At 72.3% G+C, this 20,552-nt stretch carries 17 protein-coding genes; 10 read left to right on the plus strand and 7 right to left on the minus strand.

Annotated features, from left to right (window positions below):
- The first annotated feature begins 18 nt into the window (after positions 1 to 18).
- Positions 19 to 984, plus strand: coding sequence for a hypothetical protein (locus HS041_RS01845; RefSeq protein WP_196438781.1), 966 nt, complete (start codon positions 19 to 21; stop codon positions 982 to 984).
- The gene (locus tag HS041_RS01850) at positions 981 to 2,288 is read left to right on the plus strand and encodes an adenylosuccinate synthetase (RefSeq protein WP_196438782.1); all 1,308 of its coding nucleotides are present in this window, start codon (positions 981 to 983) and stop codon (positions 2,286 to 2,288) included. Before HS041_RS01845 ends, HS041_RS01850 begins: the two co-directional genes overlap by 4 nt.
- A gap of 189 nt (positions 2,289 to 2,477) precedes the next feature.
- Here HS041_RS01850 and HS041_RS01855 read toward each other — a convergent pair whose 3' ends face one another.
- The 4 genes from HS041_RS01855 to pdhA form a co-directional block, all read right to left on the minus strand.
- Complete coding sequence (locus HS041_RS01855) at positions 2,478 to 2,777, minus strand: Dabb family protein (RefSeq protein ID WP_196438783.1); 300 nt, start codon at positions 2,775 to 2,777, stop codon at positions 2,478 to 2,480.
- Positions 2,778 to 2,858: 81 nt separating this feature from the next.
- A complete protein-coding gene (locus HS041_RS01860; protein ID WP_196438784.1) occupies positions 2,859 to 4,310 on the minus strand; it encodes a dihydrolipoamide acetyltransferase family protein in 1,452 nt (483 codons plus the stop codon).
- 11 nt (positions 4,311 to 4,321) lie between these two features.
- Entirely contained in the window at positions 4,322 to 5,302 is a 981-nt protein-coding gene (locus tag HS041_RS01865) for an alpha-ketoacid dehydrogenase subunit beta (protein WP_196438785.1), read from the minus strand.
- Positions 5,299 to 6,417, minus strand: a complete 1,119-nt coding sequence (gene pdhA, locus HS041_RS01870; RefSeq protein ID WP_196438786.1) for a pyruvate dehydrogenase (acetyl-transferring) E1 component subunit alpha — start codon at positions 6,415 to 6,417, stop codon at positions 5,299 to 5,301. Before pdhA ends, HS041_RS01865 begins: the two co-directional genes overlap by 4 nt.
- 354 nt (positions 6,418 to 6,771) lie before the next feature.
- Here pdhA and purS point away from each other — a divergent pair, with 354 nt between their 5' ends.
- The 4 genes from purS to purL all read left to right on the plus strand — a co-directional run bounded on the left by purS (position 6,772) and on the right by purL (position 10,783).
- Positions 6,772 to 7,017 carry a phosphoribosylformylglycinamidine synthase subunit PurS gene (gene purS / locus HS041_RS01875; protein ID WP_196438787.1) on the plus strand — a complete coding sequence of 82 codons (246 nt, stop codon included), beginning with the start codon at positions 6,772 to 6,774 and terminating at the stop codon, positions 7,015 to 7,017.
- 190 nt (positions 7,018 to 7,207) lie between these two features.
- Positions 7,208 to 7,630, plus strand: coding sequence for an ATP-binding protein (locus HS041_RS01880; protein ID WP_230878385.1), 423 nt, complete (start codon positions 7,208 to 7,210; stop codon positions 7,628 to 7,630).
- Positions 7,631 to 7,829: 199 nt separating this feature from the next.
- On the plus strand, positions 7,830 to 8,513 hold the full coding sequence (gene purQ / locus HS041_RS01885; protein WP_196438789.1) for a phosphoribosylformylglycinamidine synthase subunit PurQ: 684 nt from the start codon (positions 7,830 to 7,832) through the stop codon (positions 8,511 to 8,513).
- The gene (purL, locus tag HS041_RS01890; RefSeq protein ID WP_196438790.1) at positions 8,510 to 10,783 is read left to right on the plus strand and encodes a phosphoribosylformylglycinamidine synthase subunit PurL; all 2,274 of its coding nucleotides are present in this window, start codon (positions 8,510 to 8,512) and stop codon (positions 10,781 to 10,783) included. Before purQ ends, purL begins: the two co-directional genes overlap by 4 nt.
- Positions 10,784 to 10,903: 120 nt before the next feature.
- On the opposite strand, the gene HS041_RS01895 is transcribed toward purL, so the two are convergent.
- Positions 10,904 to 11,521, minus strand: a complete 618-nt coding sequence (locus HS041_RS01895) for a Uma2 family endonuclease (RefSeq protein WP_307845130.1) — start codon at positions 11,519 to 11,521, stop codon at positions 10,904 to 10,906.
- 485 nt (positions 11,522 to 12,006) lie between these two features.
- Here HS041_RS01895 and HS041_RS01900 point away from each other — a divergent pair, with 485 nt between their 5' ends.
- The 3 genes from HS041_RS01900 to HS041_RS01910 all read left to right on the plus strand — a co-directional run bounded on the left by HS041_RS01900 (position 12,007) and on the right by HS041_RS01910 (position 16,481).
- Positions 12,007 to 14,061, plus strand: a complete 2,055-nt coding sequence (locus tag HS041_RS01900) for an adenylate/guanylate cyclase domain-containing protein (protein ID WP_196438791.1) — start codon at positions 12,007 to 12,009, stop codon at positions 14,059 to 14,061.
- Between the two features lie 130 nt (positions 14,062 to 14,191).
- Positions 14,192 to 14,860 carry a Crp/Fnr family transcriptional regulator gene (locus tag HS041_RS01905; protein WP_196438792.1) on the plus strand — a complete coding sequence of 223 codons (669 nt, stop codon included), beginning with the start codon at positions 14,192 to 14,194 and terminating at the stop codon, positions 14,858 to 14,860.
- Positions 14,861 to 14,990: 130 nt separating this feature from the next.
- Entirely contained in the window at positions 14,991 to 16,481 is a 1,491-nt protein-coding gene (locus HS041_RS01910) for an MFS transporter (RefSeq protein ID WP_196438793.1), read from the plus strand.
- Between the two features lie 133 nt (positions 16,482 to 16,614).
- Here the strand turns inward: HS041_RS01910 and HS041_RS01915 are convergent, their stop codons facing one another.
- The gene (locus HS041_RS01915; protein WP_196438794.1) at positions 16,615 to 18,714 is read right to left on the minus strand and encodes a PhoX family protein; all 2,100 of its coding nucleotides are present in this window, start codon (positions 18,712 to 18,714) and stop codon (positions 16,615 to 16,617) included.
- A 253-nt stretch (positions 18,715 to 18,967) separates the two neighbouring features.
- Here HS041_RS01915 and HS041_RS01920 point away from each other — a divergent pair, with 253 nt between their 5' ends.
- The gene (locus tag HS041_RS01920) at positions 18,968 to 19,423 is read left to right on the plus strand and encodes a sterol carrier family protein (protein ID WP_230878616.1); all 456 of its coding nucleotides are present in this window, start codon (positions 18,968 to 18,970) and stop codon (positions 19,421 to 19,423) included.
- A gap of 9 nt (positions 19,424 to 19,432) precedes the next feature.
- Here the strand turns inward: HS041_RS01920 and HS041_RS01925 are convergent, their stop codons facing one another.
- Entirely contained in the window at positions 19,433 to 20,329 is an 897-nt protein-coding gene (locus HS041_RS01925; RefSeq protein ID WP_196438796.1) for a hypothetical protein, read from the minus strand.
- Between the last annotated feature and the right edge of the window lie 223 nt (positions 20,330 to 20,552).

A 20,552-nucleotide genomic window follows, 5' to 3' on the forward strand; every position in this document is an offset into this window, starting at 1 on the left:
CCGAAAGGGAGTTCCCCAATGGGAAGCGGAATCTGGTCCACCGACGTCTACTCCGCCGCCAAGCACTTCCGCGACGCCAGCGGTGCCAGCGCCTTCGCCCACAGCGACAGCGGCGCCCGGACGGTACACGACGATCTCAATCCCTACGGCGTGGCGGTCCGCGAGAGCCGCGACTCCGCCGAGCACCCGGTCTCCCTGGCCATCGCCGTCCTCTTCGACGTCACCGGCTCGATGGGCGGCGTGCCCCGCGCGCTGCAGAGCAGGCTCCCGGACCTGCTCGGCCTGCTGCTCCGCAAGGGATATGCCACCGACCCGCAGATCCTGTTCGGCGCGATCGGCGACGCCACCTGCGACCGGGCGCCGCTGCAGATCGGGCAGTTCGAGTCCGACAACCGGATGGACGAGCACCTGGGCAACATCCTGTTGGAGGGCGGGGGCGGCGGCCAGATGAGAGAGTCCTACGAGCTCGCGATGTACTTCATGGCCAGGCACACCTCGATCGACTGCTTCGAGAAGCGGGGCCGCCGGGGCTACCTGTTCATCATCGGTGACGAGCTGCCCTACCCGAGGGTGAAGCGGCAGGAGGCCGGCGGCGTCATCGGCGACCGGCTGGAGCGCGACGTCCCGATCGAGGAGATCGTCACCGAGCTGACCCGGATGTACGACGTCTACTACATCATCCCCGCCGGCGCCTGCCACGCCGGCAACGGCGACGTGCTCGCCGTCTGGCGCAGGCTGCTCGGGCAGAACGTGCTGGAGCTGGACGACCTGGGAGCGGTCTGCGAGACCATCGCGCTCACCGTCGGCCTCGGCGAGGACGCCATCGGTCTCGACGAGGGCCTCAGCGACCTGGACGAGCTCGGCTCAGCCGCCGGGGCCTCGGTGGGCAGGGCGCTGGCCAAGCTGGACCGCGGCACGCTCGTGGTCGGCGACGGCCTCGGCCACGAGCACGACCACGGCGGAAGCGGGGTGACACGGCTATGAGAGACCACGTCATCGTCGTCGACCTCGGGTACGGCGACGCGGGCAAGGGGGGCGTCGTGGACTGGCTCTGCGCGCAGGGCGGCGTGACGGCCGTGGTCAGGTTCAACGGAGGAGCACAGGCGGGCCACAACGTCGTCCTGCCCGACGGGCGGCACCACACCTTCTCCCAGTTCGGCTCCGGCACCCTGCGCGGCGTGCCGACGCACCTGTCCCGGTATGTGGTGGTCGATCCCTTCGCCCTCTCGGCCGAGGCCGATCACCTGCGCCGGATCGGCGTCCCGCATCCCTACAGCATGATCACCATCGACCGCGAAGCCCTGCTCGCCACGCCGTACCACATCGAGGCCGGGCGGGCCCGCGAGCTGGAGCGCGGCGAGGGCCGGCACGGATCCTGCGGGATGGGCGTCGGCGAGGTGATGGCCTACGCCCTGGAGAACCCGTTCGTGGCGCCCAAGGTCGGCGACTGCGAGCGGCCCGGCCTGCTGGCGCAGAAGCTCGGCCTGCTGCGCGAGCGGCTCGGGGTGACGGGACCGCCGGTCGCCGACTGCGTGGCCGCCTACCGGGCGTTCGCCGACCGGGCGACCCTGGTCGACCCGTCCCACGTCACGGAGCTGCTGCGCAGGCGGCCCGTGGTCTTCGAGGGCGCCCAGGGGGTCCTGCTCGACGAGTGGCACGGCTTCCACCCCCACACGACCTGGAGCACGACGACCTTCGACAACGCGTTCTCCCTGCTGGAGGGGGCGCACGCCGTACGGCTCGGCGTGCTGCGCACCTACACTCCGCGGCACGGGCCGGGCCCGCTGGTCACCGAGGACCCCCGGCTGCGCCTTCCCGAGCCGCACAACAGGACGGGCCGCTGGCAGGGCCCGTTCAGGACCGGGCACTTCGACGCCGTCGCCCACCGCTACGCGCTGGCGGCGGCGGGCGGGGTGGACGCCCTGGCCCTCACCCACCTGGACGCGCCGGTGTCGCGGCTGTGCGACTCCTACGACATCGGCGAGCTGCCGGTGGGCAGGAAGGGCGACCTGGACGGCCAGGCCGAGCTGACCGCCCGGCTGGGCCGCGCCCGCCCGCACTACACCGACGGGATCACCGACTGGCCCTCGGCGGTCTCGGAGGCCCTGGGCGTGCGCGTCTGGCTCGGCTCCTCCGGTCCGACCGCCGCGGCCAAGGCGCTGATCGCCTCGACCCCGACGCGCCGCAAGGGCCTGCACGTGATGGTGAGCGCCCGATCGCTTCGGGAGCTGCCGGGATCCCGGCCCCACCCCTGCCCCGAACCGCCCGGCCACGGGATCTCCGCCTGACCGACGCAGGAACGCCCTCAGCCCGCTCGGGGGCGCCGGTGAACCGACCGGGGAACGCCCGCAGCGAGGGACGAGCGAGGACGTGACGAGGGCGGGAGCCGGTTACCAGCCCCCGAGCCGGCCGTGCGCAGCACGGCCCATGAGCACGGCCCATCACCACAGCCCATGAGCACGCCCCATCAGCGCAACCTAGCCCCCGACGGTGTACTGGACGGCGGCGCGGGAGGCCAGGATCGGCTTGATGTGCTCGGCGATCACGGCCTGGTGAGCCGGGTGGTCGCGGTAGACGAGATAGTCGTCGACGCTGTCGAAATCCGCGATGAGCGCGAACTCGTGGTTGCCCGGGTTCACTCCCGCGTCGGTGCCGAGAGTGTAGGCGCGGATCTCGGGGATGATCTCCGGCAGCCTGCCGAGTTCGGTCGCCACCGCGGTCCTCTGCTCGTCGGTGGTTCCATCGGCCCAGGTGAACAGCACGACGTGGCGGAACATGGCCGTCCTTTCTGTTCGGGTGCCCCGCCAGCGTACGGCGGGAGCGGGAGCGGCAGGCTCCCGCCCCCGCGATTGACCGGGTCAGCCCCAGGCGAGCATGCGCAGGGGATCCTCCAGCATGGCGCCGACATCGCGGAGGAACAGCGAGCCCAGCTCACCGTCCACGACGCGGTGGTCGAAGGAGAGCGCGAGCGTGCACACCCTGCGCGGCACGATCTGCCCGTCCACCACCCACGGAAGCTCTCTGACCTGGCCGAACGCCAGAATGCCAGACTCGCCGGGATTGAGGATCGGGGTTCCGGCGTCCACCCCGAACACGCCCACGTTGGTGATCGTGAACGTGCCCCCGGACATGTCGGCGGGCTGGGTGCGGCCCGCCCGCGCGGTCTCGGTCAGCGAGCCGAGCGCCGCCGCCAGCTCGGGGAGCGACAGGGCCTGGGCGTTCTTGATGTTGGGGACGAGCAGGCCGCGCGGGGTGGCGGCGGCGATGCCGAGGTTCACGTAGTGCTTGACCACGATCTCCTGTGCCGCCTCGTCCCACATCGAGTTGATCATCGGATGGCGCCGCGCGGCGACGAGCACGGCCTTGGCGACCAGGAGCAGCGGCGAGACCTTGACCTCGGCGAAGTCGGGCAGGGCGCGCAGCCGCGTGACCGCCTCCATGGTCGCGGTCACGTCGACCTGGAGGAACTCGGTGACGTGCGGCGCGGTGAACGCGGAGGCCGCCATGGCCTGCGCGGTCGCCTTCCGCACGCCCTTGACCGGGATCCGCTCCTCGCCTCCGGCCGGTACGGCGCGCACCGCCGGCCGTGCGGCCGCGGTCTCCCGGTCCGGCGCGGCGTTCGCGGCCGCGTGCACGTCGTCGCGGGTGATCGAGCCCTGCGGCCCGGTCCCCCTCAGCACGGTGAGGTCGACCCCGAGCTCCTTGGCCAGCTTGCGCACCGGCGGCTTGGCCAGCACCGCGACTCCCGGCGTGCCGGATGCGGCCGGCCCGGCGGTCGCGGGGGCGCTCTGCCCTCCGGCGCCGGGCCGCGCGTTCCCCCCGGCGACCCGCGCGCCCGCCGGGGAGGTGTGGCCGCCGGGAGCCGTGGGGGGCTGCTTCCGGGGACGGCGCTTGGCCGCGCCCATCTTGACGCCGTACCCGACCAGGACGGGCTGACGCTCCTCCTTGGGAGGTGCGGGGACCATGTCGTCGGCCAGCGCCTGGCCGCGGTCCGCGGGCTCGGCGGCCGCCTCGCCCTCCCCGCCGGACAGCGCCTCCCCGCCCGCGCGACCGGCCTGGGCCCGCACGGGGGACGAGCCGTCGTCGACCGCGATGATGGGCGTGCCGACGTCGACGGTCTGCCCCTCCTCCACCATCAGCGCGGCGACCACGCCCTCGAACGGGCAGGGCAGCTCGACGATGGCCTTGGCGGTCTCGATCTCCACGATGGTCTGGTTGACCTTGACCGGGTCACCGGCCTTCACGTGCCAGCGGACGATCTCGGCCTCGGTCAGCCCCTCGCCCACGTCCGGGAGCTTGAACTCCTTCATCCATCCCTCTCTCAGAACGCGAACGCGCGGTCGACGGCCTCGAGGACCCGGTCCAGGTCGGGCAGGTAGTGCTCCTCCAGCCGGGAGGGCGGGTACGGGGTGGACGGGCCGCCGACGCGCAGCACCGGGGCCTCCAGGCTGTAGAAGCACTCCTCGGTGATCCGGGCGGCGAGCTCGGCGCCGAACCCTCCGAAGACGGGCGCCTCGTGCACCACGATGCACCGCCCGGTGCGCCGTACCGACTCCACGACCGTGGGCGTGTCCAGCGGGTTGAGCGAGCGCAGGTCGACGACCTCCAGCGAGCGGCCGTCCTCCTCTGCGGCGGTCGCGGCCTCCAGGCAGGTCTTCACCATCGGCCCGTAGGCGAGCAGGGTGACGTCGGCGCCGGGCCGTACGACCCGGGCCCGGTCGAAGGGGTGCCAGCCCTCCTGAGTGGAGGTGTCGACCTCGGCCTTCTCCCAGTAGCGCCGCTTGGGCTCGAAGAAGATGACCGGGTCGTCGCAGCGGATCGCCTGCTGGATCATCGTGTAGGCGTCCGCCGGGTTGGAGCAGGCCACCACCCGCAGGCCCGCGGTGTGCGTGAAGTACGCCTCGGGGGACTCGCTGTGGTGCTCCACCGCCCCGATGCCGCCGCCGCACGGGATGCGCACGACCACCGGCAGCCTGAGCGTGCCCAGCGAGCGGAGCGGCATCTTGGCGAGCTGGGTGATGATCTGGTCGGCGGCGGGGAAGACGAACCCGTCGAACTGGATCTCGCAGACCGGGCGGTAGCCGCGCAGCGCCAGGCCGACGGCGGTGCCGATGATACCCGACTCGGCCAGCGGGGTGTCGATCACCCGCTCCTCGCCGAAGTCCTTCTGCAGCCCGTCGGTGACGCGGAAGACGCCGCCGAGCTTGCCCACGTCCTCGCCCATGACGAGGACCTTGGAGTCGTCCTCCATCGCCTTGCGCATGCCCTCGTTCAGGGCCTTGGCCAGGGTGAGCGTCGTCATCGGCTGCTCTCCTCGCTCTCGAACCCGGCGAAATAGGCGGCGAAGCGGGCCCGCTCCTCGTCCATCAGGCGGTGCGGCTCCGCGTAGACGTGTTCGAAGATCGCCAGCGGCTCGGGGTCGGGCATCTCCAGACAGCGCCTGCGCACGTCCTTGCCGAGCTCGTCGGCCTCGGCCTCGATCTTGTCGAAGAACTCCTGGTCGGCGAGCTGGTTCTTGAACATGTAGGCCCGGACCCGCTCGATCGGGTCCTTGAGCTTCCACGCCTCCAGCTCGTCCTGCACCCGGTAGCGGGTCGGGTCGTCGGAGGTGGTGTGCGCGCCCATCCGGTAGGTGAAGGCCTCGATCAGCATCGGGCCCTGCCCCTCGCGGGCGTTCTTCAGGGCCTGGCGGGTCACCGCGAGGCAGGCGAACACGTCGTTGCCGTCGACCCGGACGCCGGGGAAGCCGAACCCGCTGGCCCGGCGGTAGAGCGGGATGCGCGACTGCTTCTCCAGCGGCTCGGAGATCGCCCACTGGTTGTTCTGGCAGAAGAACACCACGGGCGCGTTGAACACCGACGCCCAGATGAACGACTCGTTGACGTCGCCCTGGGAGGTGGCGCCGTCGCCGAAGTAGACGATCGTGGCGGCGCCGTTCTCGCCGACCGCGCCGTCGCGCTGGATGCCCATGGCGTAGCCGACCGCGTGCAGGGTCTGGCTGCCGATGACGATCGTGTAGAGGTGGAAGTTGTGCTCGGCGGGGTCCCAGCCGCCGTGGTTGACCCCGCGGAACAGGCCGAGGAGGTTCACCGGGTCGACCCCGCGGCACCAGGCCACGCCGTGCTCGCGGTAGGTCGGGAAGGCCATGTCCGCATCGGTGAGCGCCCGGCCGGAGCCGATCTGCGCGGCCTCCTGGCCGAGGAGGGAGGCCCAGATGCCCAGTTCGCCCTGGCGCTGCAGGGCCACGGCCTCAAGGTCGACGCGGCGCACCAGGACCAGGTCGCGGTAGAGCCCGCGGATCTCCTCCGGCGTCAGGTCGATGTCGTAGTCGGGGTGCTCGACCCGCTCTCCTTCGGGGGTCAGCAACTGGACGAGTTCGGGGGGTGCTTGCGCACCACGAGAGGCGTCGGCTGTCACGTGCCGCTCCTGTGTGCTCGGGGCCGTCCGAATGGGTTGGCCACTCTTGTCCGGCCGGTTAGCGACGCATCCGATCCTTGTGGTAGTGGTTCGTCTGCGTTTGTGGACATCGTGGCAGAGGTCACATACCCGTGCGCAAGCCCTTGCGAGACCTCCATGTCCTCCCCGTTCCCTCTCCGCCCTTTTTCACCCCCTCCGCAGGGGTACGGCTCCGCTCCGGAAAGGCGCGGGCGGCGGCCCTTTCGCCGGCACGGGCCGGGTCTCCGCCGCGGACGCGGACCCGGCGACGGGCGGCCGCGCGCGACCGTTACGCTTGAGGCGCCCGACCGTCCCGCTCACACCTGGAGGAACACCGTGGCGCGCGTCATCGTCGACGTCATGCTGAAGCCCGAGATTCTCGACGCGCAGGGCCAGGCCATCGCCCGCGCGCTCCCTCGGCTCGGTTTCTCCGGTGTCTCCGCGGTGCGGCAGGGCAAGCGGTTCGAGGTGGAGCTCGACGGCCCGGCCGACGAGGCGGCACTTTCGGACGTCCGAAAAATGGCCGAGACTCTCCTGGCGAACACGGTCATCGAGGACTTCACGGTCACCGTGGCGGAATGAACCGTCACACAGGACACACGAGTTTCCCGTGGTCACGCGCCGATTCATTGATGACGCGCGCCAAACGCCATGCCCTGACCAACGGTAGATAACATCACAGTTATTTTGCGGTTAGGCCGGATTGCAGGCGGGAAACCTTCACAAGGTGACGTCTGGCCCCGGGAGGGATCCGGTGGATATCGAGTTCTCGTTGGCTCTGCCAAGAGAGGCCGTCGGCATTCCCATGGTCCGCAGAGTGCTCGGCGACTCCCTCCGCTCGCTCCACGTCACCGAGACCTGCGTCTCCGACATCCTGCTCGCGGTCAGTGAGGCCTGCGGCAACGCGGTGCGCCACGGCGGTCCGGCCAACCGCTACCAGGTCGAGGCCGCGATCGGCTACGGCCGCTGCGACGTCCGCGTCATCGACGCGGGGCACGGCCAGGTGCGGATGCCCGACCGCTACCCCTCCCCCGACGTCGAGAACGGCCGCGGCATCCTGATCATGCAGGCCGTGGTGGACGAGATCTCCTTCGACGCCGCCCCCGGCCGGGGGACCACCGTGCACCTGCGCAAGCGCCTCGACCTGGAGGAGGACGCCGTCCGGGCCCGCTCCCGGCAGCTCGCCTCGGTCTGACCCGTCGCGCCGCTTCCGCCATGCCGTTCGTACGATCCTCCAAAGACGGAGCCGGTCGCGCGACGGCGACCTGTGCGATCCGACGGGTCCCGGGTGCGATTCGCCTCCGGGGAGCGGATAGCCTGGGCGCACCGCCGCAGACCGCCGTCCGCCGTGTGAGACGTCGGCGCGGCGCTCGTTTGTGGAGGGGAACGCTGCCATGAGTGCTGCCCGCGTGGGCGTCGTCACTTTTCCCGGAACTCTTGACGATCAGGACGCGGCCCGCGCCGTGCGCTACGCGGGCGGCGAGGCCGTCCCGCTCTGGCACGCGGACCCCGATCTCAAGGGTGTGGACGCCGTCTTCCTGCCCGGTGGGTTCTCCTACGGGGACTACCTGCGGTGCGGGGCCATCTCCAGGTTCGCGCCGCTGATGGAGGAGCTGATCCCCGCAGCCAAGGCCGGGCTCCCCGTCCTGGGCACCTGCAACGGCTTCCAGATCCTCTGCGAGGCCCACCTGCTGCCGGGCGCGCTGATGCGCAACGCCGGACTGCACTACGTCTGCCGCGACCAGGGCATCCGCGTGGAGAGCACCGCCACCCCCTGGACGTCCGACTTCGCCGAGGGCCAGGAGCTCGTACTGCCGATCAAGCACGGCGAGGGCCGCTACGTCGCCGACGAGGCGACCCTGTCCGCCCTGGAGGCGTCCGGCCGGGTGGTCTTCCGCTACTCCGGCGGCAACCCCAACGGCTCCCTGAACGACATCGCCGGCATCTGCAACGAGGCCGGCAACATCGTCGGCCTGATGCCCCACCCCGAGCACGCCCTCGAGGACCTGACCGGCGCCCCGAGCACCGACGGCCGCGGGTTCTTCACGTCGATCCTGAAGAAGCTGGTGAACGCATGAGTGAGAGGACGGCCCCCGCCCTCGACACCGTCAAGCGCGCCGAGGGCACCCCCGAGGAGCGCCAGCCGTACGCCGAGCTGGGCATGAAGCGCGACGAGTACGACCGGGTCCGCGAGATCCTCGGCCGTCGCCCGACGAGCTCCGAGCTGGCCATCTACAGCGTCATGTGGAGCGAGCACTGCTCCTACAAGTCCTCCAAGGTGCACCTGCGCCAGTTCGGCACCAAGGCGCCGAAGTCCGAGGCGCTGCTCGTCGGCATGGGCGAGAACGCCGGCGTGGTGGACGTCGGCGACGGGTGGGCCGCCACCTTCAAGATCGAGTCCCACAACCACCCGTCCTACGTCGAGCCGCACCAGGGCGCGGCCACCGGCGTCGGCGGCATCGTCCGCGACATCATGTCGATGGGCGCCCGGCCGGTCGCGGTCATGGACGCCCTGCGCTTCGGCGGCGCCGACCAGGCCGACACCCGCCGCGTGCTGCCCGGCGTGGTCGAGGGCATCAGCCACTACGGCAACTGCCTGGGCCTGCCCAACATCGGCGGCGAGGTCGTCTTCGATCCCTGCTACATCGGCAACCCGCTGGTCAACGCGCTCTGCGTGGGCCTGCTGCGCAAGGACCAGATCAAGCTGGCCACCGCGCCCGGCCCGGGCAACAAGGTCGTGCTGTTCGGCGCGCTGACCGGCCCCGACGGCATCGGCGGCGCGTCGGTCCTGGCCAGCGCCACGTTCGAGGACGAGTCTCAGGCCAAGCGGCCCAGCGTGCAGGTCGGCGACCCGTTCATGGAGAAGCTGCTGATCGAGTGCTGCCTGGAGCTGTACCAGGCGGACGTGGTCGTCGGCATCCAGGACCTCGGCGCGGCCGGCGTCTCCTGCGCGACCACCGAGCTGGCCGCCAAGGGCACCGGTGGCATGGACGTCCAGCTTGACCTGGTGCCGCTGCGCGACCCGTCGCTGCGGCCCGAAGAGATCCTGATGAGCGAGTCGCAGGAACGCATGATGGCGGTCGTCACCCCCGACGACATCGACGCCTTCATGGCGATCTGCGCCAAGTGGGACATCCCCGCGACGGTGATCGGCGAGGTCACCGACTCCGGCCGCCTGGTCATGACCTGGTACGGCGAGACCATCGTGGACATCCCGCCGGGCACCGCGGCCGACGAGGGCCCGGTGTACGAACGCCCCTTCGCCGAACCCGCCGGGCAGGCCGCGCTCAACGCCGCCTCCGCCACGGAGCTGCCGCGCCCCGAGGACCTGCGCGCCACCCTGCTGCAGCTCCTCGGCTCGCCGAACCTGGCCTCGAAGGAGTGGGTGACCTCCCAGTACGACCGGTACGTCCGGGGCAACACCGTGCTGGCCCAGCCCGCCGACGCCGGGGTGCTGCGGATCAGCGAGGCCATGCCGGGCGCCGAGGAGACCACCCGCGGCATCGCGCTGGCCACCGACGGCAACGGCCGCTACGCCCGCCTCGACCCCTACGCCGGGGCCCAGCTCGCCCTGTCCGAGGCCTACCGGAACGTGGCCGTGACCGGCGCCACCCCGCTGGCGGTGACCAACTGCCTGAACTTCGGCTCCCCCGAGGATCCGGAGGTCATGTGGCAGTTCGCCGAGGCGGTGCGCGGCCTGGCCGACGCCTGCAAGGCCCTCGGCGTCCCGGTGACCGGCGGCAACGTCTCCTTCTACAACCAGACGGGGTCCACCGCGATCCACCCGACCCCGGTCGTGGGCGTGCTGGGCGTGATCGACGACGTGGCGAAGCGGGTGCGCAGCGGCTTCACCGGCGAGGGCGACCGGGTCGTCCTGCTCGGCGAGACCCGCGAGGAGCTCGGCGGCTCGGAGTGGGCCCACGTCGCCCACGGCCACCTCGGCGGCCTGCCGCCGGCGGCCGACCTGGAGGCCGAGCGCGCCCTCGCGCTCGTGCTCACCGAGGCGGCCTCCCGCGGTCTGCTCACCGGTTCCCACGACCTGTCCGACGGCGGCCTGGCCATCGCCCTGGCCGAGGCCTGCCTGGCGCGGGGCGTCGGCTGCACGGTCTCGCTGCCGGGCGACGACGCCTTCGTCGACCTGTTCAGCGAGTCGTCGGCCCGTGCACTGGTGACCGTGGCTCCGGAGTCCTTCGACGCCTTCGCCGAGCTCTGCGGGGCCCACGAGGTCCCCTGCTACGGCCTGGGCACCACGGGCGGCGTCTCGCTGACGGTCGAGGACGTGCTGGAGATCCCGGTCGCGGAGCTCCGCGAGGTCCACACGGGCACCCTGCCGGCCATCTTCGGCTGATCCGCGAACGCAAGAAGGGGTACGGCTCCCGCACGGGCCGTACCCCTTCGCAGTTCTTCCATCAAACGGTGTCCGGCCGGGTGAGCGGTCCCCGCCTCCGCCGAAGTCACCCGGAGGATCTCAGGAGAGCAGCTCCCGCATCGTTACGGTGATGGGAAAGGGCACCGTGAGCCGGAGCTTCTCCCTCTCGATGGCGGTCGGCACGTATGCACCGGTGGTGTGGTCCAACTCGTACACGTGCACAACAGGATGACTGTTCTCGTTCTCGATCCGCCAGAAATGACGGATACCGGCCTGCGCGTATCGCTCCGGTTTGACCTTCCGGTCGCGCTCCTCCGAGTCCGGTGAGACCACTTCGATCGCGAGGACCACCTCGTCGGGCTGATACGTCGTCCGGTCCAGCCCTGCCCCAGGAGTCTCCCGGACGACCATGATGTCCGGCTCCGGCCGCTGGCGTCTTCCCAGCGTGACCGTCATCTCACGTACCGCGTCGAATCCCTCGGGGGCTGCAGACCGCAGAACCCGGATGAGGTTGTCGATGACCCTCATGTGGAACTTGGTCTGGGGGGACATCACGATGAGGGCTCCGTCGACGAGTTCGAGGCGGCGCGGCGCTTCGGGGGGGAGCCTGTCGAGGTCCTCGGCGACCCAGCCGTCAGCCGGCGGGTAGAACCAGGAAGGCAGCGCTTCAGCGGTCATCTCGTCCCCCTCCGAATCCGTCCCCACTTTACGGTTCACCTCCGTTCACCTCAGGTCTTTCCACGAACGCCTCTCCCGCCCACCTTCTCATTCCCGGCGAACGATTACATTCATCCGTTCCCGGACTCCGGCTCGGCGGTCGCAGCCGACGCGGACGGCCGTCCTGCATTTCCCGTCCATGGACTCGGCGACACGGCCGAGGGGGCGTCCCGCACGGATCGGACGGAGGCGTCTCCGGCTCGCTCCGCCGTCTCCCGCCGGCGTCCGGCTCAGGAAGACCGTCCCGTGACCTGTGGAAAACTGCAGTGATTCGACAGCGACCGCGGTGTTACTAACGATCCGGCGTCACAGGAGTGACCGCCGGATCCGGAATCCGCTCCTCCCACCGGATCACCCCGCCGCCACGCCGTTGGCAGCACCGGCGGTGGACCGGAATAATCGGAGCGTTCGGGGGAGCCCTGTCCCATGGACGGGGGCGGACGCGACAGGGGGCCACGCGGCCCCCGCTGAATACGGAGGCCACTGTGCCGACGAACGACCCGACGGTCATCACGAGCGTGAGCGGCGCCGGGCGAGAGCCGTACCTCCCCCCGGCGACGCAGCCGGTCCGCGCGGTGGTCTGGGTGATCCACCTGGCGCTGCCGATGCTCGGCCTCTGGCTGCTGCTCGCCCACCACGAGGTCATCAACGTCAAGTGGCAGCACAATCCCAGCCACTTCTGGATGATCATTATCGTCGCGGGAGTCAACCTGATCCTGGGCGCGATGATCAGCCAGGCGTCGGCCCGGCGGTCGGACGCCAGGCTGCTGCTGCTCTCCCTGGTCTTCCTGAGCAGCTCCGGGTTCTTCCTCATGCACGGCCTGGCCACCCCGAAGGTCATCCTCCCGTCCGGCAGCTACGGGTTCGACCTGTCCCAGCCGATCGGACTCCTCGTCGCCTCGGGGTTCGCCTTCGCCTCGGCGCTCCCGCTGAACGAGCGCGCGGCCGCCGCCGTGCTGCGCTCGCAGGCCTGGCTCCGCGGCGGGCTCGCACTGCTGCTGGCCGTCTGGGGCGTGCTCTCGCTCGTCGACGGCCTCACCCCGCTCAGTTCCAGGCCGCCCGAGCTGGGGGCCGGCCTCGGCGGCGCCGAACTGCTCGGCCTGTTGCTGTACGGCACCGCCACGGTGATGCTCTTCCGGCTCCACCGCAGGCGCCCGGCGGCGATGCTGATCAGCATGATCACCGCCTACGCGCTCCTCGCCGAGGCGATGATCGCCGGGATGTACCGCCTCAACTGGCACCTGTCCTGGTGGCTGTGGCACCTGCTGCTCACCTTCGCCTTCGTCTTCGTCGCCTACGGCGCCCACATCCAGTCGCGCCGGGAGGGCTCCACCTCGGGGCTGTTCGACTCGGTCGCGCTGACGGCGACCGTCCGGAGGATCAGGGCGGACTACGAGCAGGCGCTGGAGGAGCTCGTCGGCCACCTGCGGCGCAGGGCCGACAGCCGGGTCCCGGTCGCGACCCGGCTGTCGGGCAAGTTCGGGCTCACCGAGGCGCAGGCCGCCGTGCTCGACCGGGCGGGCGAGGCGCTGGCCAACGAGCGGGAGCTGTCGGACCGGCTCGCCGCCCTGGTGGACCTGGGCAACCGGGCCCGGGTGGGCCTGCCGGAGGACGAGCTCCTCGTGCAGTCCCTGGACCGGGCCCGGCAGGCGTACGGGGACGTGCGCATCGCGCTGGTCTCCGACGAGCGGGTCACTCTCGGCTCCGCCGAGTACCGCCAGGAGGACTTCTCCGCGGACGGGCCGATCCGGCTCGGCGACTCGGTGATCCATCCGCTGACGGTCAAAGGACTGCTCGCCGGAGCCCTGCGGGTGCCCGTCGGCACGACCCCGCAGGACGAGGCGCTCGCGGCCACGCTGGCCGGGCAGCTCTCCATCTCGCTGGAGAACGCCCGGCTCTACCGGGAGCTGGAGACGCTGTTCCGGCAGTACATGTCCCCGGACGTGGCCAAGTCGCTGCTGGCCGACCCCAGGACGGCCGAGCTCGGCGGCGAGCTGGTCGAGCTCACCGCGCTCTTCGCCGACCTGAAGGGCTTCACGAGCTTCTCCGAGCGGGTCCAGCCCGGGGAGATCGTGGAGATGCTGAACCGCTACCACACGGCGGCCGTGCCGATCATCCTCGGCAACGGCGGCACGATCGTGCAGTTCGTCGGCGACGCCCTGCTGGCGCTGTTCAACGCCCCGGCCCGGCAGGCCGACCATGCCGAGGCCGCGGCCCGCGCGGCCCTGGCCATGCAGGAGGCCGCCGCGCGGATCGCCGCCGAGACGCCCGGCTACCCCCTGTTCAGGATCGGGATCAACACCGGGCCCGCTCTGGTCGGCAACATCGGCAGTCCCCAGTTGCGCGGGTTCAACGCGATGGGCGACTGCGTGAACGTGGCCGCCCGCCTGGAGGGCGTCGCCGAGCCCGGCACCGTCGTGATCGGGCAGAGCACCCTCGACCTGATCGGCCCACGTGCCGACGCGCGCTCCCTGGGCGAGCTGAGCCTCAAGGGCAAGGAGAAGCCCGTCCACGCCTACGTGCTCACCGCGCTGGCGTGACGGCCCTCGCGGATCCGCACCCGCCGTACGGTCTGCGGATCCGCGAGAGGACGAATCCGTTCTCGTCCGAGGACAGGACCGACATAATCGACAGCGCATCCGCACGGCGCCGCACCGCCTGGAGGTTCCTGTGAGTCCTGTGTCCGAACCCGGGGAGTTCCTCGCCCTGCTCACCGACGACGAGATCGCCGCACTGCGGGCGGCGGGCCGGATCCGGCGCTGGGACCGGGGGGCGACCCTGATGACCGAGGGCGACGTGTCGGACTGGGTCCTGGTCCTGACCTCCGGCCGGGTCAAGGTCTCCTCGCACACCGAGAGCGGGACCGAGGTCGTGCTCGCCGTGCGCGGGCCCGGCGCGCTGCTCGGCGAGTTCTCGGTCATCGACGGGCTGCCCCGGTCGGCCACGGTCACCGCGCTGGAGCCGGTCGAGGGCATCGCCGTCCGCGACTTCACCGCGTTCCTGCAGGAGAACGGCCGGGTCGCGGTGCTGCTGCTGGAGATGGTGACGAGCAGGGTGCGCGACGCCGACCGCAAGCGGATCGAGTACGGCGCGTTCGACACCACCGGGCGGGTGGCGACCCGGCTGGTGGAGCTGGCCGAGCGGTACGGCAAGCCCTCCAACGGAGGGATCCGGGTGGAGCTGCCGCTCTCCCAGGACGAGCTGGCCGGGTGGACCGGCGCCTCACGCGAGGCGGTCAGCAAGGCCCTGCGCTCGCTCCGGGACCGGGGCCTGATCGAGACCGGCCGCCGCCGCGTGATCGTCCACGACCTGGAGGGCCTGCGCAAGCGGGCCAGGTGACCGGGAGTCCGTGCTCCGGTCTCGGCGGCCGGGCGAGCCGCCGCGTGGGCTCCGGACCGGCGCGGCGTCCCGGACCGGCGCCGAGCACCCCGGACAGAACGGGCGTACGCCGTACGTCAGACTGGACCCCATGGTCGCGATCCCTCAGGACCTGCCCGGCTCGCCGGAGTACGCCTCCAGGCTCCGCTACGCCTGGCGGGTCTGCTCGGTCACCAGCCTCGGCCTGGTGCTGATCGGCATCTCCGGGAGCACGCTGAACGTGGCCCTGCCGGAGGTGGTCAGGCACTTCCGCGCCGACGCGTTCGCCTCGGGCTGGATCCTCCTGTCGTTCCTGCTGGTCAACACCGCGACCCTGGTGTTCTTCGGCCGGGTGGCCGACCTCCTCGGCCGCCGGGAGGTGTACCTGGCCGGATTCGCCCTCTTCACCGCCGCCTCGTTGCTCGCCGGGCTCTCCCCGAACGTCTGGTTCCTGATCGCGATGCGGGCGGTGCAGGCGGTCGGCGCGGCGATGATCCTCGCCAACGGAACCGTGATCATCACCGACGCCTTCCCGCCCGACCGGCTCAGCCAGGGCATGGGCGTCTACATCGGCACGCTCTCGGTCGCCCAGCTCGCCGGGCCCACGCTGGGCGGCCTGGTCGCCGATACGGCCGGCTGGCAGTGGATCTTCTGGGTGAACGTGCCCGCCGGGCTGATCGCCCTCGTCTGGGGGGCGTTCACCCTGCGGAAGGTCGCACGGGGCCCCCGTAAGCCGGTGGACGCCCTGGGCAACCTCATCGTCTTCGCCGCCCTGTCGGCCGCCCTCGTCGCTCTCTCCGAGGCGGGCTCGCGCGGCCTGGGCAGCCCTGCCGTGATCGCCGGCGCGGCGGTCACGGCGGTCCTGGTCCCGGTGCTGATCGTCGTGGAGCGCCGAGCCGCGCATCCGGTGCTCGACGTGCGGCTGTTCGGCGAGCGCATGCTGGCCTTCGCCAACCTCGCCTCGTTCTGCAACGCGCTGGCCCGTGCGGCGCTGATCCTCCTGGTCGCCCTCTACTTCCAGGCCGCCAGGGGCGTCGACGCCGTCACCGCCGCCCTGGGCGTGCTGCCGGTCCCGATCGGCATGGCCCTAGCCTCCCCGATCGCCGGCGCCCTCGGCCGGCGGATCTCCCCCTACGCCCTGTCCGTCGGCGGCTCCCTCCTGAGCGCCTCCGGGCTGGGGGTCCTGATGCTGAACACCGCCCCCGCCACGCCGTACTGGGTCATCGGGGTCGGGCTGTTCCTGTGCGGCTGCGGCAGCGGGACGTTCCTGACCGGCAACACCACCCAGGTGATGAAGGCCCTGCCCGCCGGGAGCCTCGGCGTGGTGAACGGCTTCCGGCTCATGGTGATGAACGTCGGCATCGTGCTCAGCGTCGCCCTCACCCTGAGCGTGCTCACCAGCGCGGTCAGCCCGGCGCTGCGCGCCCAGGTCTACGCCGGCACCCTGTCGCGCATGTCCCCGGTGGCGGTGGAGCAGCTCATGAACGGATTCCAGAAGACGTACGGCATGCTGTTCGCGGTCGCCCTGGCCGGCGCCCTGCTGGCCGCGCTCGCCCGCAGCCGGCGTCCGCGGCGGCCGGAATCCGGAGCCGGGAGCCGATGATCGACGCGGAGGTGCCGGAGTCCGCCGCCGGACGCCCCGCCGTGCCGGTGTCCCAGGGAGGCGGTTGCGGCCTGCGTTCCCCCTCGGGCCCCGCCCAGGGCCTCCCCGAAGGGGACGCAGGCCGCAGCCGGGCTCAGGAACCGATCTTCTTGCCCTGCGTGTGCCAGGCCACCGCGACCGAGGGCCGCGGCTGGCCGGCGCCGCCGTCGGGCCAGTGGCTGGCGGGGGCCTCGGGCGAGGCGCCGTCGACCTCACCCGGGTGCTGGACGGCGACGAAGACGCTGCGCTGGTCCTGGGTGATCAGCGGGCCGCAGGTCTCCGCGCCGATCGGCACGGTGAGGAACTGACGGAGGTAGCCGCGCTCCGGACCGGTGACCGGCATGACGAACAGGCCGTCGTTCAGGCGCTCGCCGCCGGAGGTGAGGGCGTTGCCGTCGGTGGAGATCCACAGGTTGCCGTCGCGGTCGAAGGCGACGTTGTCCGGGCAGGAGATCGGCGAGACCTTGGTCTTGTCGAATCCGGCGAAGTAGGTGGCGGAGTCGTTCGGGTCGCCGCAGACCAGCGGGAGCGACCAGGCGAAGGCCGTGGCCGCGGCGTCGTTGCGCTGCTCGGCGATCTCCAGGACGTGGCCGTGCTTGTTGGCCGGGCGCGGGTTGGCCTCGTCCACCTGGGCCGGGGCGCGGCGGGTGTTGTTGGTCAGCGCCAGGTACACGCCGCCGGTGACGGGGTTGCGCTCGATGTCCTCGGGGCGGTCCATCTTGGTCGCCCCGACCTTGTCGGCGGCCAGCCGGGTGTGCACGAGGACCTCGGCGGCGGTCATGCCGGGCACGTGCGAGACGTTCCCGGTGACCAGCGGGATCCACTCGCCGGAGCCGTCGAACCGCCCGTCGGCGGGGAGCCTGCCCGAGCCGTCGATCTCGGTGGCCGGGCTGTCGCCGGTGAACTTCGCCACGTACAGCGTGCCCTCGTCCATGAGGGTGCGGTTGTGGCGGTCGAAGCCGGGGATGTAGCGCTTCTTGGAGACGAACTTGTAGACGTACTCGAAGCGGGAGTCGTCGCCCATGTAGGCCACGACCCGGCCGTCCCTGGCCAGGGTGGTCGTGGCGCCCTCGTGGGCGAGACGGCCCAGGGCGGTGCGCTTGACCGGGGTGGAGTCGGGGTCGAACGGGTCGATCTCCACGATCCAGCCGAAGCGGTTGGCCTCGTGCGGGTGCTTGGACAGGTCGAAGCGCTCCTCGACGCGCTCCCACCCGCGCCCGCTCGGGGCGGTGGAGGCGGTGTCGATGCCGTACCGGGCGAGGGCGGCCTTCTGATCGGCGGGGGCGCCGCCGCCCATGGCGAAGTACTGGTTGAAGTTCTCCTCGCCGCTCAGCACGGTTCCCCACGGGGTGGTGCCTCCGGCGCAGTTGTTGAGCATGCCGAGGACGGTGGTGCCGGCCGGGTCGGCGGCGGTCTTCAGCAGGTCGCTGCCCGCGGCCGGGCCGGTGAGCTTGATGGGGGTCTGCGCGGTGATGCGCCGGTTGTAGCGGCGACGGCCGGTGGTGACCAGCTTCCACTGGCCGGAGCCCCCGACCCGCTCGATCTCGACGACCGAGCCGCCGTGCGCGGCCAGGCCGATCCGGATCTGCTCCTCGGTCGCGGCGGCCCCCCCGGTGTAGCCGCGGAACATCAGCGCCTCGTCGGAGTACTCGTGGTTGACCCAGAGCAGGCCGCGGCGGCCGCCGAGCGGGAAGAACGACACGTAGTCGCAGTTGTAGCCGAACTGCTTGGCCTGCGCCGCGGCGGTCTGGTTCTCGAAGTCGAACGCCGGGGCGTCGGGCAGGACCGGGTCGCCCCAGCGCACGACGGGCGCCGACGCGTACCCCTCGGGGACGATGACGCGGTCTTCCCTGTTCGGGGCGACCGCGGCGAAGCGGAGCCCGCCCCGGCCGCCGCGGTTCCCGTGGCCGAAGGACTGGACCTGCGGGTCGGGGTCGGCCGCGGCGGGCACGGCCCCGGCCACCCCTGCCACCCCGGCACCGGCGGCCAGCACGCCGAGCGCACCGGCGCGCAGCATTCCGCGGCGGGAGAGGGCCGAGGCGACCACGTCGCCGAAGTAGGCGTTGTCGCTGGTGTTCGAGACGTCGTGGGCGCAGGCGTTACCGCAGCGGAATTCACAGGTCAGCGCGGAGCGCCCGCCCTTGTGAGGGCTCGTGAGCAGCGGGAGCGTTCGGCGCGGCGACGGGTTCGCCACAGGGGCCTCCAAGGTGGTGCACAGATGTTCCGGCCGGGACGCTACGGAGGCCGGCCGAACCGGAGGTGAACGAGGTTTGCCCAGCCGATGAACCGTTCGTCGCCAATGACCGATCAGCCGCTCCACCGGCACGGGGCGGCGGGATCGGCCGGGTCCGGTCCGGTGGCGTCCTCCCCGTCCGCCGGCGCGGGAGGGCGCGAGCCGATCCCCTCACCGGGGCGCCCCGTCCGCCGGTACGGCACGGGCGGGCATGATGGGACGCGTGCCGCCGTACAAACCTGACGCCGCCAAGGTCCAGGCCGCCCTGGACGCCCAGCTGACCGCCCTCGGCGAGCCGCCCTACGACGGTCCCGAGGCCCTCGGCTCGCTGCTGGGGGCCTGCGTCACGGTGGTCCTGCGGGCCTACGAGCGAGGACTCCGGCCGGAGCGGGAGGCGGCGCGCTTCGCCGTACGGCACCTGCTGGACCGGCTCGCCACGGCGGCTCCGGGACGGACCGTCGAGGTGCGGGTCCCGCCGTATGCGGCCGTGCAGTGCGTGGAGGGCCCCCGGCACACGCGGGGCACCCCGCCGAACGTGGTGGAGACCGATGCCCGGACCTGGCTGGAGCTGGCCACCGGGCGGCTGGCGTGGGCCGAGGCGATGGCGGCCGGAAGCGTCGCGGCGAGCGGCGCCCGGGCCGACCTGGCGGAGTACCTGCCGCTCGCGTGAACCGCCGCGTCAGCCCGGGGGCCGGATGTCGATGCCGAACCTCTCCTCGACGCAGCGCTGCTGGAGGTCGCGGGGCAGTTCCAGGCAACCGCCCACCTTGTTGACGAACCAGGCCAGGAAGACCGCGGCGATGATCAGCGCAAGGGCGCTCAGGAGCAGTCCCACCCAGGCCCGGCCGCGGTTGGAGTCCTTGACCACCGCGACGATGCCGATGACCACGCCGACGATCGCCGTCAGCACGCCGGCTCCGCAGGCGAAGAGCAGGACGAGGCTGACGATGCCGAGCACGAGGGCCGCGGTGCCGAGCCCGCCGCCCTGCCCGCGTTTGGGCCAGTCCCCCTGGGGCGGCGCCGGGTAGCCCGCCGGTCCCGGGTAGGCGGGACCGCCCGCGGGAGACGGCTGCGCCTGCTGCTGCCCGTAGGGCTGGCCTCCGTACGGCTGCCCCCCGTACGGCTGGCCTCCGGGCGCTCCTGGCGCCCCGTGGGGATGCGCTCCGCCGGGCTCCGGGCCCTGCCCGGCGTACGCACCGGGGGGCGGCCCGCCGTACGGACCGCCCGGGGCGGACGCGCCGTGCGGACCGCCCGGGCCGGGGGCGCCGTACAAGTCTCCCGGCACGGGCGCCCCGTGCGGGACGCCGGGCGGCGGCGGGTCCGGCGGGAACCCTCCGGCGACGGGTTCGGTGGCCCGGGGCGGGACGGTGGTGGCGCCCCCGGGGGTCGGCGGGTCGTACCGCGAGGGCTGGGAGGCGCCCGGCGGGACCTCCTGCTCGTCCGCGGACTGCTCCGCGGCGCCCTCCCACCCCGGATAGACCGGCGGCGCGGCCCCGGGCAGGGGGTGGGACGGCGGTTCCGCCTGGACCGGCCGGGGTACCTCCGGCGCCTTCGGCAGGTCCGGGTGAGGCGGCACCGGCTCCTTCGGAGCCGGCTCGGGCGGGCTCGGCGGCGTCTCCCCCGGTTCGGGACCGGGACCACCCGGCGGCGCCTCCCCGGGCCCGGAGGGCTCCACGACGGGCGGCGGCATCTCCCCCGGCCCGGAGGGGTCCGCGACGGGCGGCGCCTCCCCGGGGCCGGAGGGGTCCGCGGTGTCCCGCGGACGCGGAGCGGGCTCCTCCGGCTCGGACGGCCGGCCC

The sequence above is a fragment of the Planomonospora sp. ID67723 genome (genome assembly GCF_015711605.1).
Taxonomy (GTDB): Bacteria; Actinomycetota; Actinomycetes; order Streptosporangiales; family Streptosporangiaceae; genus Planomonospora_A.

What these genes read in the sequence shown, in the direction of transcription:
- HS041_RS01845 (WP_196438781.1), top strand. Translation starts at nt 19, where the DNA reads ATGGGAAGCGGAATCTGGTCCACCGACGTCTACTCCGCCGCCAAGCAC.
- HS041_RS01910 (WP_196438793.1), top strand. Translation starts at nt 14,991, where the DNA reads ATGGTCGCGATCCCTCAGGACCTGCCCGGCTCGCCGGAGTACGCCTCC.
- HS041_RS01865 (WP_196438785.1), bottom strand. Translation starts at nt 5,302, where the DNA reads ATGACGACGCTCACCCTGGCCAAGGCCCTGAACGAGGGCATGCGCAAG.
- purL (WP_196438790.1), top strand. Translation starts at nt 8,510, where the DNA reads ATGAGTGAGAGGACGGCCCCCGCCCTCGACACCGTCAAGCGCGCCGAG.
- HS041_RS01855 (WP_196438783.1), bottom strand. Translation starts at nt 2,777, where the DNA reads ATGTTCCGCCACGTCGTGCTGTTCACCTGGGCCGATGGAACCACCGAC.
- HS041_RS01850 (WP_196438782.1), top strand. Translation starts at nt 981, where the DNA reads ATGAGAGACCACGTCATCGTCGTCGACCTCGGGTACGGCGACGCGGGC.
- purQ (WP_196438789.1), top strand. Translation starts at nt 7,830, where the DNA reads ATGAGTGCTGCCCGCGTGGGCGTCGTCACTTTTCCCGGAACTCTTGAC.
- HS041_RS01860 (WP_196438784.1), bottom strand. Translation starts at nt 4,310, where the DNA reads ATGAAGGAGTTCAAGCTCCCGGACGTGGGCGAGGGGCTGACCGAGGCC.
- HS041_RS01920 (WP_230878616.1), top strand. Translation starts at nt 18,968, where the DNA reads ATGGGACGCGTGCCGCCGTACAAACCTGACGCCGCCAAGGTCCAGGCC.